The organism is Brevibacillus halotolerans, from assembly GCF_026891775.1.
Classification (GTDB): domain Bacteria; phylum Bacillota; class Bacilli; order Brevibacillales; family Brevibacillaceae; genus Brevibacillus_B; species Brevibacillus_B halotolerans.
On the sequence record NZ_JAPTNK010000004.1, the window covers coordinates 295,560 to 312,318 of the forward strand.

Genomic DNA, 16,759 nt, shown 5'->3' on the forward strand with positions numbered 1-16,759 from the left:
GGGCGCAGGAGGGGGTTTGGTATGTTGGGGGTCTATCTATCATATGCAATTACTTCGTTAGCTTCTCGACAATAAAATCAAGCTGTCCCTCTAACGAAATGGGGTCATTAAATACAGAGGAGTTTTTATCCATTGTAAATACGCGATCGTTTTTGACAGCAGGTAGTGATTTCCAAATACTACTATTATAAACAACCTCAGGATTGGCATCATCTCCGGACCATGCGCTTGTAAAAATATAATCGCCTGCATAGGAAGGTAACGTTTCAAGAGATAAACTTCCAAATCCAGTACCACTATCAATGACTTCCTTCTGGATAATAGCTGGTGCTTTTAGCTGCAATTCGTTGTAGAGTACTTCGCCGCCTCTCGAAAAATTGCTACCGAATACATAAATACCCTTAGAGTAGGGATTTAGTATGGAAACCGTTTTGTCGCCTACTACTGCCTTCACTCTTGGCTTGGCTTCTGCTACCTTTTTATCCCACTTCGCAATCCACTCGTTAGCCTTATCCTCTCTATTAGTTATCTTACCAAATTCTCTTACTTGCTCTCTTACATCTTTCTTACCGTACTCAACTGCTACTGTGGGAGCGATTTTTTGCAATTGGTCTATGTTCTCTGCCCCACTGAAGGTAATAATTAAGTCAGGCTTAAGCTCCATAATCTTTTCAGTTGACGTGCCATCCCCGATGTTTTGAATCCCATCTAGTTTTTCTTTAAGATAAATGTTATGAAATGCCTTTTGCGGAATTCCTACTGGCTTGATACCAAGGGCCAAAATATCACCGACGTAAATTTCTTCAGCAACCACCACACGCTTAGGGTCTTTGGGAATGTGGACCTCTCCATTTATCGCTGTGTAGGAGATCGTTTCACTTCCAGCATTGGCACCATTTTTGCCTGCTGTCTCAGTAACATTATTAGAATTCCCGCAAGCACTCAAAACCCCCGTTAGACAAATGGTCAGCATAACCTTGCGAGCTGTTTTAAACCCTCCGAATCTCATAAAAGCCTCCCTAGTTTCATTGGATAATAATGATAATCAATATCATAGTAAAAATCATACCCGAATCTATAAGGTGGCGCAAGACTGTCAATGTAGGCATATCGCATATAAATGCCAGAAGGAGTGTTGATCAGCAAAAAAAGACTGCTCCTCTTCAAGAGAGAAGCAGTCATCTGCAAGTCTGGTTTCATGCTGTAATCCTTACACTTTAAAACGCTCTAATTCCTCCTGCATTTGCTTTGTCATGCCTGCAAGCGAACTTGCCGTTGCATGAACTTCCTGAGCTGCTGCAGAAGCTTGTTCCGAGGTTGCAGCGATTTCTTCTGAGGAAGCTGCTACTTCTTCAGAAATGCTAGAGCTTGTTTCTACTTTTTCTAAAATCTCTTCTTTTTGTTTTTGCATTTGTTGTGCAGAGTAGCTAATTTGCTCCAGTTTCGGATTAATGTTCTCTATTTCGCGAATAATTTCACGGAAGGAGCTCATTGCCAAATCCATTTCTTCTTTTTGACCAGACATAGCTTGGCTCATTGATCTTGCATTTTCTAGCATCTGATCGGAATCAGAGGAGACAGAGGTAATCATATCTGCAATCATTTGAGCTGACTGGCGAGATTGCTCTGCTAATTTGCGCACCTCATCTGCTACTACAGCGAAGCCTCGTCCCGACTCACCTGCACGTGCAGCTTCTATAGCTGCATTTAAAGCCAATAGGTTTGTTTGTTCGGCAATCTCATTGATGGCAGTCGTAATATGATGTACACCGTTTAAATTTTCATTTGCTGCAACGATTCTATCAATAAATTCTTTGAAAATTTGATTCACCTGATCTACCGATACAATCAATTTGTCCATGTTTTCATTGCTTTCACTTGCTCTTGCATGAATGTTTTTCCCGTTGTGGTCCACGTCCTCGATAGAGACTACCATGTCATCTAAGCCTTTGCCATACGAAGTCAGAATTTCACTGATTTCGACAAGCTCTTCTGTTTGAGAAGTTACTCCAGTAGCTACCTCTTGAATTGAATTGGAAACCGTTTCTGTCGCTGTACTCATCTCTTGCGAAATACTACTTAGATTATGGGAGGAACGATCAATTTCAGTCGACTGCTTTTGAATAACGCCAATTAAGCCACTAAAGGATTGTTTCATATCCTCAAGCAGGTGTGACATATCACCAATTTCATCACGGCGGTTTAGTAACTTCTGATCAATAGCCGTAGATAGCTCACCTTTAGCCATGAAGGAGAAGATATTTTTGAAGCCCTGAATTGAACGTGATAGAGAATAAGAATAGTAATAAACCACAATACCTCCAAGAAGCAGGAAGACGGAGGAAATAGCGAATAAATAGTTGCGCATGATAAATGTTCCATTCAACAGGTCATCCTGCTCAATATAGATAGCAAGGCCGCCGCCAGTAAGTGGAATAGGGGCAAAGCCTACATATTTTTTTACGCCGTTATATTCGTAAGACCCTGTACCATTGATTCCGCTGATCATTTTTTGTTCTAGCTCAGCCAAATCACGAAGCGCTGGATCAGTTTCAGCCGCTTTTATGACGTTCTCTTGAGAAAAAACTAACTCCATATTTTCATGGGCTACTACCGTTCCTTGTTTATTAAGCGCATAAGCTCGTCCTGTTTTACTAAAAGTTAGGTCTGAAATCATTTCCAATAACTTATCAACTTTATACTCCATGTACAACACACTATTTATTTTTTCTTCTAAGTAAATAGGAGTTGCGAAAATGATGATTAACGAATTATTTTCCATAGAAACAATCACATCTGAAGTATTGGAATGACCAGCACGGGCATTCTTAAAATAGTCTCGCTGTGCGATGCTCGTATTCGATTGAGGTCCTAAAACCACTTTTCCGGAGAGATCAGCAATTCCCCATTTACTTGCTCCACGTTTTTTTATCAGCCGAGAAACACTATCTTGAGCTTCCTGTGGGTTGGTTTGATAGTTTTCGATTTCCTTGCGGGATGCTACTCCCTCAATGAACGTAACCTCATTTTTTAGCTTATCCTCATAATAATTGGCCGTTTGCTGGGCAAGAGGTGAAAGCATCGTTTCGGCTGTATTTTCAATTTGTTTTTGAGCGGTAAAATAAGCTAACAACGTAAGCCCAATACATGTGGTAACAAGCAACCCACCAATGATAAAAAGCAGTTGCGCTTTAATCGATTTAAACTGAAGCCTAAAACTCAAAATAATCCCTCCACTTTCTGTGATATCCGTATTCGAATTTTTCTTGTACATTACTTTAATCGTACAAAACAGTAACAAAATCCATAGATAAACTGTTACAGATTTAATTTTAAATTTTATAAATATTTCTAAAAGTAAAATACCCGTTCAAAAAGGCCTCCCCCAAAACCAAAAAATAGGCAACGATCTACCCCAAATGGAATGCTGATGCATGAATATGAAATAACTAGTAGACTAGATAGCAGAAAACAATTTCTAGCAATCGGAGGATTCATAACCAACTGGGTCAAAGCACTATCTTTAGGCTAGATTCCTTGGTTTACAAGCTAACGCTATGGATTATTTTTTCGATGAGGATTACCATTTTTTATTCTGACATAGAAGTAGTTTCGCGAGCTTTCGTGCTTTCGACGTTTCCCCTGCGTTATTGTTTCCATAATCTTGGGTAGGTGACTGACAGATGCAAATCAAGGAAATATCAGATAAACTTACTATTTCTCCACGAGCCATTCGCTTTTATGAAGAAAAGGGATTATTAACACCAGCTAAAAATCAGGAGAACAACTATCGTGATTTTACAGAGAAAGACGTCTGGCGCCTGCAAACCATTATTGCCTTACGGGAAGTGGGAATGTCTATTCCCGATATTAAAGTGGCCCTAAAGCAAATCGATGAGGGTAATCATGACGAGCTTCAATATTACTTGGAGCTACAGCGGTATGTCATGTTTGCACAATGGCTGGAGCTGAAAGAAAACATTCGTACAACCGATCAAATGATAGAACGCTTGGTACAAAACAAGGAACTGTCGTTGGAGCAGATTTTTACTTTGGCAGAAGGCTCTAAACGTCTAAGAGACTTACGCAAAAACTGGCATGATAAGTGGAATTTTGATCATCAGGCTAGAACCCATGATGTGCATGTCTTATGTAACGAACAGAGCTTTCATATCTACCAAAACTACGAGGAAGCACTTGATATCACGCTTCAATGGGTCGATCCTATTCCTAAAGAAAGAGGATTGGACATGGGCACAGGTACGGGGAATTTAGCAGCACGTTTTATAGAGAAAGGCATCCAGATGGCAGGTGTCGATCAATCAAAAGAAATGCTGAAGCAATGCAAACGCAAGTATCCACAGATGGAAACGAAACTGGGCAATTTCCTAGCCATTCCCTATCTGGACAATCAGTTTGATTTTATTGTGACCAGCTTTGCCTTCCACCATATTACAGATGCTCAAAAGCTGATGGCATTGGACGAAATGCGCCGAGTCTTACAGCCACGCGGCCGGATTTGTATAACCGATTTGATGTTTGAAAATGAAAGACATAAAAAGCAATACCTAGATGGTTTGCTGAAACAGGGGAAAAGAGACATCCATACAGCTATTCAGGATAAATATTATGCAAATAGCGAACAGCTTCTCGATTGGTTTACTCGCAATGGGTATATTGTGAAGCACCAGAAACTACATGAGCTACTCTATGTCATGTATGCCGTTCCTATCAGATAGAGATGTGTCCCTTGGTATTGACCTTCTCGTAACGTCAAGCCTTATGCTAAAGTCCAATAACATATGAGGAGGGCTTTGCATGGCACAACCAAATCATCCCGATATCTATCAGAATCAAGCCGAGAAATACGAACGATTAATTTCAAAGCAACCAAGTCTCTATGCTGTAATGAACCAGATAAAACCGATTGAAAATACAGACATTATTGATCTGGGAGCCGGTACAGGTAGACTTACTACAGTGCTAGCTAAGCAGGCTAAATCCATCGTTGCTCTCGATGCATCCGAGGCTATGCTGCAAATAACAGCACACAAATTAAAGCAAGCCGGTCTGCACAATTGGAGAACACAGGTGGCTGACAACCGTGCTCTTCCCGTAGCTAATGACTCTGCTGATCTATTAGTCTCAGGCTGGAGCATTGGCTACCTAGCAAACTCTACCGATCCTACTTGGAAGCATAATATCAAGCAGGTAATGGAGGAAATAAAGCGCGTCCTTCGCCCTGGCGGTACAGCTATTATTGTGGAAACAATGGGGACCGGATATGAAAATCCGCATCCCCCGGCATTTTTACAGGATTATTACAGATCACTAGAACAAGATTATGGCTTTTCTTTTTCTTGGATTAGATTGGATTATCATTTTGAGAGTGTAGAAGAAGCGACAGACCTGACAAGGTTTTTCTTTGGAGAGGAGGTAGCAGAAAAAGTGGCTAGCCAATCGCTCCTTCAGGTACCAGAGTGCGCAGGAATATGGACCTTACAGGTGTAACAAAAACAAAGACCATTCTTCGTCATCAGTCGAGGAATGGCTTTTTTATATGTTATACTACATATTATTAACAATCAGGTTATAAAAAGGAAGTGGTTATTTTGGATATTGGCAGAAACTCACTCTGCCCATGTGGGAGTGGCAAAAAATATAAAAAATGTTGTTTACCTAAAGATGAGCAACGCGAGTTCCTTCATTCATCATCAACAGGAACCAATCAAGTGTTGCATAAATATATTGATTTAGATTTAACATGGGATAACGAGAATTATATAACTACAGCCCACAATATTGTGAAGAATATGCAGGCAGATTACAAGCCTGACACCATTGCTGCCGCCATCAATTTATGGCATAAATACGCTCAAGCTACCCATCCCGTAATCCGAAAAGCTGGAATCATAGAAGCTTCGATTGAATATTCGATTGCGACGATTATGGATATTCCCATCACTCAGGCGGCATTAGCAAGCAAATATAATGTCTCTGCCGGAACAATCTCCAAACGCGTACAGGACATGCTTGATAACGATTGGTTTACAGAACAGACGACTTCATAACAACTACAACAAAACCTAGCACGTCATGGAGGTACTTGTTTTGTACCTATTGATCCGTGCTAGGTTTCTATTTCATAACTTTACATGGTACTGGTTTTTTCCAAACTATTTTTCATGATCCTGTGGTGTACATCTTTAAACCCCACAAATTTCTTGCTTTCCTCACTCCACAGACGGAAGCGAAGTGATCTTAGACTTGATAGCAATGTAATGCTTCTCACGTCCCGTAAGAAGGCATTATTCTTATACGCCGAAGCCAAGTAATAGTTAGGTACACGCGGACTTAAATGGTGAATATGGTGAAAGCCAATATTACCTGTAATCCAATGCAGGAACTTTGGCAATTTGTAAAAGGAGCTTCCCTGTAAGGCCGCTTTTACATAATCCCAATTCTCTTCTTGTTCAAAATACGTATCCTCAAACTGATGCTGTACATAAAACAACCATACACCTGCGGCACCTGAGATAAGAAAGATCGGTCCCTGAATGAGCAAAAACGCTTGCCAACCTAGAGTCCAGCATAGTACACCCGATAGGGAAACGATGCCTAGATTGGTTATATACGTATTGAGGCGTTCCTTTTGCCCTACGCCTTTGCGGTTAAATCGGTAATTAATCAAAAATATATAGATAGGGCCTAGACCAAACATGATGAATGGATTTCGATACAACCGATAGAACAACCGCTTACTAGGTGACAAGGCTACGTACTCATCTACTGTGAGTGTCCATACATCTCCCGTGCCTCGTTTATTTAAATTACTGCTTGTTGCGTGATGAATAGAGTGAGATCTCTTCCATTGCTCATAGGGGCAACACGTCAGAATCCCCGTAATCAAACCAACAATCTCGTTTGCCTTTCGATTTTTAAAGAAAGAGTAGTGGCAACAATCATGAAAGATTATAAATATGCGAATGAGAAAACCTCCGGCAGGGACAATCAATACTAGACTCAACCAATAGGATACCGATAAACATAGATATGCACCATACCAAAGCAGACAAAATGGGATCAACGTATTGATTAGCTGTCGTACACTATACTTGATCTGGGATTTTTCATAGGGGGCGATTTTCTTTCTCCAGTTAACTTGTTCTTCCAGCTTCACGCTAATAGTAATCTTCCTCTCTCTGAATCTTTCTTTTACAGTAAGTAACGCATGGATTCCGAATCAAAGGGGGAAGATGATTCATGCCCATCTATAGTACACTATAACAATGGAAAGGTTTTGATTGTTGTTACCCCTCTCTTTGTTAGCGACATATACGTTACGTTTCACTCGTAACTAATCGTACTTTTCCTTCCTAGCTACCTTTCATCATTATATTCGAAAACCGTTCTCAATTGCCTTATAAATTTTTGCCGAAATCCACCACTTTTCAGAAAATTCTTATTTTTAGTTCTGAGAATCATACTTCAGATTAATAGCTTACCAATAAGTGTGTATAGGCTCTATGTGTCAATAAGACTCTGACAGAAATCGGCCTTCATGAACCCCAATTTTTGGTATATTAAATAGACAAGATATTCCACACTAAACTCGTTATTTTAAATGGCACATGTGAGTACCGAAATAAAAAAGAGAAGATAGCATATTAATGACCTATCTTCTCTCAATCTATTTCATTTGACAATCAATCTTCAATAATGTTGCTTTTACTATCCAATCACTCATCTCATTCATTATGATGTAAACAGCCATTTCATCGCCTGTGGGAAGTGCTTAATAAAGAAAAGCCCGTCATGCGTCCCGCCTTCTTCTACCACGAGCTTCAGTTGCTCCTTTGGAAATCCATTTCTGATTAAAAACTCATGAGCCTTATACGTATACTCAACCATATTAGCCTGAATGTTGTTCTTATAGATGCCTTCTAGACTTCCTACATACATGTACATTCGTTGCTTACTATAACCAATCTGATGGTCTCGGATAAAATCTAGCAGTCCTTCAAACCATAAGGAAGCAGATAGCAAGCCTATACGTCCAAATACTTCAGGATACAGGTAAGCGGCATATAATGAAATCATTCCGCCAAAAGAGCCGCCGATTATTCCTGTATGCTCCGCTTCCGCTTTTGTTCGATACACGGAATCTAGATGAGGCTTTAACGTATGAACAACGTAAGAAAGGTACTCTGCGCCCTTACCACCAAAATCAGGGTAGCTGCTAAGCAGTGCTTTTGCAGGCCATGGCGTGTATTCATCATTTCGATTGTGCGGTGGGATACATACGAAAATCATTTCGGGTAGCTCCTTGGTAATGAAAAGATGCTCCAGCAAATTCATGCATTTTAGCACCAAATAGCTGCCATCCTGTACGTATACCACAGGAAAGCTCCCCCCGGCTTCATAAGTAGGAGGCAAGTAAATCATAATTTCTCTGTCTCCCACCGTTTCTGTAACGAAGACCTCTCTCATCTCCTTATCCCCCTTCTCATCATGTCTTCATAAATAGTAGTTGAAATAGGGACACGACAGCCATGGATTAAATCCCGAATCATAATGGAGAATTTGAGCTTTCTATAAAAAAAGAGGACCAGTCCAAATGAATGGACTAGTCCTCTTTTTTTATAGGTAGGGCTCTTTGGCCACTCCTGCTTCTACTATTTTGTATACCTGCTCTATTTAGCTGGGACAGACGATATGTTCACCGATTTCACATTTGGCTGCAATAGCATATAGATTGGTGTGTTGTCTATTGATTCAGCCTGTCCCTTTTCCACAAATATCGGTGTAGCATCCTCCTCTTCACTAGTAACAGGTGTTGTTACTGTAGCAGGAAGGGTCGCTGGAATAGGAGCCTGGCTTTTGGAATAAAGCATGACCCCTCCAACTGTACCTACCGTAAGCATCGCTAGCAACCCGATCACAGCCATGCCCTTGTTTTGGCGAAAGAATCTCGATACAGCATTTGACGACTCACTCTCTGCCTCATGCAGTATTTCTCTAAATTCCGGGTTACGAATAGCGTACCAACGTTTTCGCCATTCTTTATCCCGTAGTCTTTTAGCGTTATCATGCAATAGATATTGCTTCAAGACATGACGATAAGAAGGGACAAGCTTTCTATCTACCAGAAACATCCTTTGCTTTACTACCCATTGAATGAACAGATAGGTAGCTTCTTCTCCCCCATGTTGCCGAGCAAAAGTAAGCATGCTGTCAAAATCAAACGCGGTATGCGAATTCTGGGAATCGCCACGATAAAAAATAAGCACTATCTTTGGGAAACTGCCTTCGTCTAATGGACTGCCTACCATCTTGCGAATCAGCTTCTGCTGGATTTGGATGTCAGCCGCGTCCCAATTCCGATAAAATTCTTCGGGCAAAGGCGTCCCCGTCTCTGTTTCTAAAGAAAAGACGTTCATTAGTAGCTCCAGCTTATATTCGCTCTGGGAATCTAGTGCTGTGAAAAAGCTTTGCGGTTTATGCTCAAACAACGAAACAATCTTCGTAACATCCTCCTTGGATAAGGCATCCAAAGAAAGATGCTTCAGTAAACTTTTATCTAGCTCTTCTAACACCCTGCTCGCATAGCTGCGACCGACTTCCCACTTACCCAACGTTTGGTGAACCGACAGTGCCGCTTCTACCTTTCGTTTCTCCTCTTTAAATAAGTCCAGCAATGTTTGCTCCGTACGATTCATGAAAAAAGGATTCTGTAGAGCCTGGGAAGCATGAACAGCCCAAAAGCTCATTTCCTTGACTGCATCATCTAGTTTGGAGCAGTTTGCTAAGCGTTGAGCTACATATTCCTCAAATAAAGGCTTCACAACCTTTTCATAGCTCAAAATGGTATTCATCATAAATGTAAACAATTCATGATTACCTGAGAGTTGCTTGTATACCTGCTCAACGTACTCTGTTTGCTGAGAGCTTTTCCCTTTCAGAAGAACATCCATCAAGTACATCACGATCTCTTTGCGGTTATCTTGATTCTTAACAACGTTATACGCTTCACAGATCAAGGTAATCAGTTCGACGGAGGGCAGGCTCTTGGATGTAACAGCCGTTTTTTCCGCCCCAAATAAAAGTCCAAACAACGCTAATACTCTTTGTTTGTTTATTAAGCGTTCATTACGAAGGTATTGTAGGAGTACCTGCCATACGGCCGCTTTATTGCGTTCATAGACGCTCAGTTTACCTGTTTCTATCAAAAACAGCGTACACAATTCATAATACGTGGCAATGCTCAAGCCCTTAGCTGAATTCTCTCCTGCAAGAATTTCGTCAGCGAACTCGTAAAACGACTTGAGCACAACTGCTTCATTTAAGTTCGTCCACGCAAAGCTAAGATACTCATGCTCACCTTGGATATCAGCATGAAGTATCGATTTGTTTGCAAAATCAAACAGAAAATCTTTATTCATATGTCCGTTACCAGACCTAATGCTACCCTTTTCAACAAAAATAACGTGGAGATACTTTTTACTTTCTGGTTCATTTGTATAAGTAAGAAACCCAAATTGTCTACGCATCTCATAAGGCAAGCAGCCATATAGAATCTCTAATAATTGAGCAGCAGCTGTAGAGGTCTCACTGATAGCAACATCCAAGCTAATAAATACCTTTTTCTTGGTTGATAGAGAACTCATGGTAGCGAATAGAAGCTGTTTAAAGGCTTGCTCATCAATCCCTAACCGCGCTAGAATCTGCTTTTTATCACCAGTGCTAAGACTCTGATATGGTAAATCCTCTAACTCCGGCAACTCTTTCCCGTCTGTTTCCTCATGATGATTTACAAAGGAACTGATTCCGAAAATTTTTGCTGGCGTTTTACAAAATTCATCTCGTTGCACACTTGGGATCACATAATTATGGGTAAAGAATGTGTTCCGCTGTCCTGTAAAGTCTGCTCCTACATAAACGCTTTTCCCAATGACCATCTCGCCTGATTCAGCGCGAAAACAGAAAAGTGCCTCTGGATACTTCTCTACCTGTGTTTCTCCCTTTTCCTGTAGCTCTTTAGGAGCATTATAGACACAAAACGGATGAAGCGTCTTCTTGATAAATGAATTGTCCAGAGAAGCAGATTTAGAGACGGTGTCGTATCCTTCGTTTGAGCGGAAAATCCCTTGCCGCCCTCGCGTATAGTACTGCTGTTGAATATGCTGCCGTCCCACTATTGCTCCCTCCCATCAATATAATCCAATTGATGTAACAGCCAAATAAATGGTTCATCTACACGAACAGGCGTCACTACGCCAGTCACCTTTTGGTTAACCGGGTTACTTCCCAGCGCAGATACAGCAAAATAAGCCGTATTTGTAAAATAAACCTCCAGTGCATCCTTAAAAGGTCGATCTACTTTTTCAATGAAGCGCCTTATCTCTCCATTGATATTTTCGAATTCACTCGTGTTCAAATACTGTTTATGAACGAAATTTCGAAACACATTGCTGTTTGATTTAATATACTCACTATCGTCTTCCTTCAGCATGTGTAGCATATCGCTTTTGGTCATTACAACAGCAGTCGGTATATTGGTTTTGCTCTGTTCCTCATATCCGATAAAGTTCTCAAATAGGGTAATGAGCACTTCACGAGGCTCATCATATCTAGCAGTAAACTCCCCTGGCTCATCGCCTACATTAAACATGATCTTGTCGCGTATCGTTCTAATTTGCAGCGGATCGACAAGGAATAGAATGCCTGAGGAATTTTTCACGTGGGATGCATATAGCTCCAAATATTCACGATCTACCATTCCCTCACCCGCCACATCAAAAAACACTAGAATGAGCGGGGGTTGTTCACTATCCTTAAAAATAAACTGAAAAATAAATGGCTCCTGCCGCTTTTCCTTTTGTGTAGAGTCAAGCAATTGGCCTCTCTCAAATAAAGGTGCCTCGTAATTTTCCCGGAACTTGCGACTAATCTGTGCGTTTAATGGCATGCAGGCAGCATTAAAATGATTTGCCGTTGTATTTTGCAGGGTGTGAATCAGCGATGTCATATAGACAGATTTACCCACCTGTGAGGCACCCACGATGGAAATAATATTACTTGGTGCTTTTCCGGCTGTAATCGGAAGTTCATTATGACATTTCGGGCAAAGTCTGCGTTTGGTAACCATACCGTATCGATCAGTCAGCCCTACCAAAACCTGATCAACATAAAGCTGATTTTCCTGCGGTATCGTAGCCGGGTCAATTACTGCTTCCAGCTCCTCGATCGCATCAAGACCGAATTTATCTCTATACTGGTTTAGAATCTCATCTTCCTGCAAAGCATAATTTTCGTCATCATCACGATGATGCGTGGCTCTAAATACTACCTGATCGGGGGAATATTTCGCAAAACAATAGGGACAGACAATATCATAAAAAGGAAGTCGTTCCTTGACCGGCTGTTTTTTCTCAAACATATTTTTCAAAAATGTAAACACGTTGGTTCCCTCCTATTCAGGAATAAGCTCATAGCTCTGCCCGTATTTTTTTCCGTCTGTCAAAAAGAGGCGAATGTAATCCTTTTTCTTGATCTCGATTTCAGGCATAACGTTCTCTCCTGGTTCAAGATCACGGATAAAAGCATACTGCGTGCCATCATCCTTATTCGCTGGAGGAGAGCCTTCCTTTTTCACATAGCATAAAGCTTCCTTGGGAATAAGAATCTCCGAAAAAATGCGAATCTGTAAAGTTTGATACTGACTAAACCATTTCTTTCCTCTTTTAAAGGAATAATAGATTTTAGCTTTTCCGGAACTAACGTGAGCGATGTGATCCTCACCCTCCGGAATTAGCATAACCGGTCTACCATTCTGTAGCTGGCACGGAAAAATTCGATACGTATATCTTCCATATCCATCAATATATTCACGATATCCCTGATGCACCTTGTACTCCTCACGTGTATAGAGCTTCATATCCTTCTCATTGATTTGGTCAGGATGAAATGGGGTCTCAAATCGGGATTTGTACACGTAGACGCAGGGAACGGATTCTGCCCAGTACCAATTTATCACGCATTCGTTACCCTGCATGTGGGAGGTGACATCCTTAATAAGTGCAATGGATAGCTCTTCCGTTCTGCTCATTTCACATCATTCTCCTACTCTACCTATCAAACTTATTAGTACTGATCTGCTTAGCTTCCTTGTTTTTTGCCGATAAATATCTACCACCGGTAAACCGACTTTTTTCAGAGGCTAGAGCTTGGTTAGGCATAGGGATAAAAATCGTAAACAAAGGCATGACAGCAGCTAACAGCAAGTCAGCTACAAGGCGAACCCCCATAGCCGGATACATGCCAGATGCCAATCCCTTCTCAAGAATCAATCCAGCAAGAAGACCAGACACGATTCCCCCTAAAGTGAAGCCCTTGGCTATATATTTGTTATCAAAGAATAGTCCTACTGCCAAGCCTAACAATGCTCCAATCACAAGCAAGCTCACGACACGCAGTATTGCATAGAAAAGGCTATGTTCCGTTGCCCCTACTCTTTCCTTTACAAGCTCACGATCCTGACGACTCATATCATAAATTTGACCGAACACACCTGTGATTTGATCTGTATGTTCAATATCGTAGTAATTACCATTGGTCTCTTCTGCAATGCGCTTCAACAACTGTGTGCCATCTGCGCTAACCGTACTCATCCCCACTGTATGAACAATGATTTGAGATTGTTTGAATGGCTGAAGAGATTTATCTAAATCCACATCACTATAGCCATCTGACATGAGAATAACCGTGTTATTACCAGAATTGTTTGTCTCCCTGTTTATATGGTTTAAAGCGGTTTGCAATGCCTCTTCTATATCAGTGCCACCAGAAGGACCCTCATGACTATTTAGCTTTTGTATAACATCATCTCTTACCTTTTGATTGCTTAAAAGCACCAAGGGCTGTAGCACGCTCGCTTGTTGATTAAAGGTGATGACCGCTACTCTTGTATTAGCATCCATTCTACGAACCACATCGGCTGCTGATTTAAACAGCTGATTATCCTTATCCGACTCCTGCATGCTCGATGAAATATCTAGTAGCATAACAATGTTATTTGAACCCGACGCCTTCTGAAAATTTGTTCCATAGAAAAATTGTAATAGCATAGCAACTACACCTAGCATGATAAAGGTACTCGGTACAAGCATCTTCCATGAGAATCCGACATAGCGCTGTCTCCAGCCCTGCCCGTTTAATCGAGGTGAAATTAATTCAGCTATTAAACACATAAGTCCAACAAATAAAGCATACTGTCCAAAATAAAGTCCCATAATCACCCACTGGGGTAGTTCATTAGACAAAAGGTTTACAATCATTTCGCCTACTACAAAGCCGATTATTCCACCTATCAAGCTACAGAAAACCATGAGCAGACTGATTTTTTTTTGACTCATGACAATTGCCCCCCTCCTTGTCGGCGAAATAAAAAGCCATTTTCGCGATAGGATTCATAATATTTCCTATTATTGCGGTAATACATGAGGTCTTCTATGCCGAAACCACCCATGAGCTTGATTTTCTCAATCCCGCTTTTGTTTGCTTCATGAATGCACCCCTGTTTATAAGTCCGCATTCCCTGCTCGGTTCGAAATACATATTGAACAAAATCATTCGTATAATCAGCAAAAAAGTATTTTTCCTCATATCTATACTTTTGCATAAATTGAAAGACTTCTATATGGACAGATGATCTGCTTTCCAGCTCTAAAGCCAAATCTCTGTATAGCTGCTCTCGGGTCAAAACAGTCCTGTTGTCGTAAGCCGCCGTCACATTCGCTCTTGCTAGGAGTTCATCCTCAAAGGAAAGGGAGAACGGCTCACTGGTCATAATTTCCTTACGGCACATGTCACATAGCCGCTGGATCATTTCAGTAACTCCCTTATCTAATAGGAAAGAAATGCTCCCCATGTATCTATCCTCAAAGTAAAAGTCAGTTCCTCGTTTGGCTTCTACTATTTCAATCGATTCCTGTACAACAGCTCCATAATATTCCTCTATGTTTTTGTCTAGATAGTCTACAGCCTCTCGGATGCTTTTTCGCGCCATCTCACTGACTTGTACCTTGATTTCTTCTAGCTGCATAACCTGTTGTCTTAGCTTCTGATGAATGTCCTCCAATTGTCTTTCATAATCGCTAAGAAGCTCTATTTCCATTTCCAATCCTAAAATCTCATACTTCTTTCCATAAATGACCGGGAAAAAATGCCGTATAAAATTTCGTACACGCTCTTTATCTCGTGTAAAAAGACCACCCGTTTTTATCTCTTGTCGGTCAACCCTCTGACGATAAAGATCCTCTAGCTGATCCTTGCAATACTCTAGCTGTCGAATTGTGTCTTTGATTCTGGAACGCAAGACATGAGCAAGGCTCTTCTTAGCATCAGATCCCGAGGTTAATTGGTAGGCAGCATATAATCCGTATTTGGGATTTTCAAGAATCTCTTCTCTAATAAGCGGAGTGAGCTTATGCTTTTGTTGAGAAGAATCTCGTTTTGAACGCGCGGCAAGCACAAAATTCGTTGCAAAAAAGGTCTGACTGCTATCCTCGAACAATGCTACCTCTGCCTCTTTAAGAGTCATGCTCGTAAGCTCTTTGTAGCTAACGCCCGAAGTCATCAAACCTGTCATCTCTTCTAATTTGCTCTCATCGGGTAAAACTGACTTCACTTTTTGTAGAATCTGCGAGTCTGTGATCTCCAGTCTTTCTAGTACTTCTGAAACATCATACGTGCCATTTTGCTGCAAACGTCCTAGAAAGTGATCATACACCTTTGCAAGTACAGTATGTGCAATAGCGTGAGTAGGTCGCTTTACTTTGGAGAGCCCGGCTGAAGCAAATGTAGGTCGTCCAGTAACCCCGGTAATATTATGGATAAATTGTGTGCGATTATAGCTTTCACTACCTTCGTATACTTCTGATTCCACTCGTTTATTGTTGAGTAGCACGATATCGCTAATCAACTCATAATTATCTTCCTTACCGTTATCAATGAACATTCCCTGCTCATTCTTATCACTTAAGATATACACAAGTGAATAAAGCGGAGAACTAGTATGCTCCACAGCCAACTTCACTCGATCCTCTGTCATCTGAAGATCAGCACAGAATTGGTAATCAGGCTGTTGATATTCATTTAATTCATCAAGGAAGCTAACTCCTATTGACGTAGAAAATCCAAATTCCTGGCCATTGTTCTTTTCCTGCATCAAAACATACAAATCCAACGAGACATTTTTAAATAATTCACTAAGATAGCTTTTTACAAGCAGCGTAAATTCCGGTAACAGCACATTAGCAATATCATCTGCTCTGGTGACTACTGCAATATTCATTTGTTGGTGATAAGTAAATAGCTTACCCATTTCTGCTACACGAACACTTACCATCTTCATCATTTTATTTAGTTCGATCAGCAATGATTCATCCTGATAAAACATGTCATGCAGAGAAGCCCGCATCGTTTTTTTATCAGCAGAAGGCTGCGGCAAGCGGCAGTTATACACATTCGCACGCTGTAGAGTCTCTTCCGAATAGGCGTGAACATAGAGCACTCCCTCGCTATTTTGCCACTTTTGTTCATTGGTAGCATAAATCGACTGGAGTGCCTCTAAGCTCTTATCACCTAAAAAGAGAAAAAGCACAGGGTTCTGAATGCTACGCTGTCCGTTCTCACTATCCAGTTGTTTTTCTAAATCCGACACATAGTGAGTTGCGAACTGTTCAATCAAATCCCTCAT

At 40.9% G+C, this 16,759-nt stretch carries 12 protein-coding genes; 3 read left to right on the forward strand and 9 right to left on the reverse strand.

What is annotated here, in order from left to right:
- Window positions 1-49 precede the first annotated feature (49 nt).
- Together O0550_RS08415 and O0550_RS08420 are read right to left on the reverse strand one after the other, a co-directional pair.
- Window positions 50-1,009: an iron-hydroxamate ABC transporter substrate-binding protein gene (locus O0550_RS08415; RefSeq protein ID WP_068792241.1), complete on the reverse strand. Its 960-nt coding sequence runs from the start codon at window positions 1,007-1,009 to the stop codon at window positions 50-52.
- A 201-nt stretch (window positions 1,010-1,210) separates the two neighbouring features.
- Entirely contained in the window at window positions 1,211-3,223 is a 2,013-nt protein-coding gene (locus O0550_RS08420; RefSeq protein ID WP_003342901.1) for a methyl-accepting chemotaxis protein, read from the reverse strand.
- A 460-nt stretch (window positions 3,224-3,683) separates the two neighbouring features.
- Here O0550_RS08420 and O0550_RS08425 point away from each other — a divergent pair, with 460 nt between their 5' ends.
- The 3 genes from O0550_RS08425 (at window position 3,684) to O0550_RS08435 (ending at window position 6,071) form a co-directional block, all read left to right on the forward strand.
- Window positions 3,684-4,739: a MerR family transcriptional regulator gene (locus tag O0550_RS08425; protein WP_003342902.1), complete on the forward strand. Its 1,056-nt coding sequence runs from the start codon at window positions 3,684-3,686 to the stop codon at window positions 4,737-4,739.
- A gap of 79 nt (window positions 4,740-4,818) precedes the next feature.
- Window positions 4,819-5,511: a class I SAM-dependent methyltransferase gene (locus tag O0550_RS08430; protein WP_121473138.1), complete on the forward strand. Its 693-nt coding sequence runs from the start codon at window positions 4,819-4,821 to the stop codon at window positions 5,509-5,511.
- Window positions 5,512-5,603: 92 nt separating this feature from the next.
- Window positions 5,604-6,071 (forward strand): SEC-C domain-containing protein, encoded by a 468-nt coding sequence (locus O0550_RS08435; protein ID WP_258426021.1) that lies wholly within the window; start codon window positions 5,604-5,606, stop codon window positions 6,069-6,071.
- Window positions 6,072-6,151: 80 nt separating this feature from the next.
- Here the strand turns inward: O0550_RS08435 and desA are convergent, their stop codons facing one another.
- From desA to O0550_RS08470, 7 genes are all read right to left on the reverse strand, one after another.
- On the reverse strand, window positions 6,152-7,180 hold the full coding sequence (gene desA, locus O0550_RS08440) for a Delta(5) desaturase DesA (protein ID WP_258426022.1): 1,029 nt from the start codon (window positions 7,178-7,180) through the stop codon (window positions 6,152-6,154).
- 575 nt (window positions 7,181-7,755) lie between these two features.
- Window positions 7,756-8,490, reverse strand: a complete 735-nt coding sequence (locus O0550_RS08445) for an alpha/beta hydrolase (RefSeq protein ID WP_258426023.1) — start codon at window positions 8,488-8,490, stop codon at window positions 7,756-7,758.
- A gap of 203 nt (window positions 8,491-8,693) precedes the next feature.
- Window positions 8,694-11,195 carry a GAP1-N2 domain-containing protein gene (locus O0550_RS08450; protein ID WP_258426024.1) on the reverse strand — a complete coding sequence of 834 codons (2,502 nt, stop codon included), beginning with the start codon at window positions 11,193-11,195 and terminating at the stop codon, window positions 8,694-8,696.
- Entirely contained in the window at window positions 11,195-12,460 is a 1,266-nt protein-coding gene (locus tag O0550_RS08455; protein ID WP_003334068.1) for a TRAFAC clade GTPase domain-containing protein, read from the reverse strand. Before O0550_RS08455 ends, O0550_RS08450 begins: the two co-directional genes overlap by 1 nt.
- A gap of 12 nt (window positions 12,461-12,472) precedes the next feature.
- Window positions 12,473-13,108: a hypothetical protein gene (locus O0550_RS08460; RefSeq protein WP_003334067.1), complete on the reverse strand. Its 636-nt coding sequence runs from the start codon at window positions 13,106-13,108 to the stop codon at window positions 12,473-12,475.
- Between the two features lie 19 nt (window positions 13,109-13,127).
- Window positions 13,128-14,414: a vWA domain-containing protein gene (locus O0550_RS08465; protein ID WP_181747442.1), complete on the reverse strand. Its 1,287-nt coding sequence runs from the start codon at window positions 14,412-14,414 to the stop codon at window positions 13,128-13,130.
- On the reverse strand, window positions 14,411-16,759 hold the full coding sequence (locus O0550_RS08470) for a hypothetical protein (protein ID WP_258426025.1): 2,349 nt from the start codon (window positions 16,757-16,759) through the stop codon (window positions 14,411-14,413). The genes O0550_RS08465 and O0550_RS08470 overlap by 4 nt, the downstream gene beginning before the upstream one ends.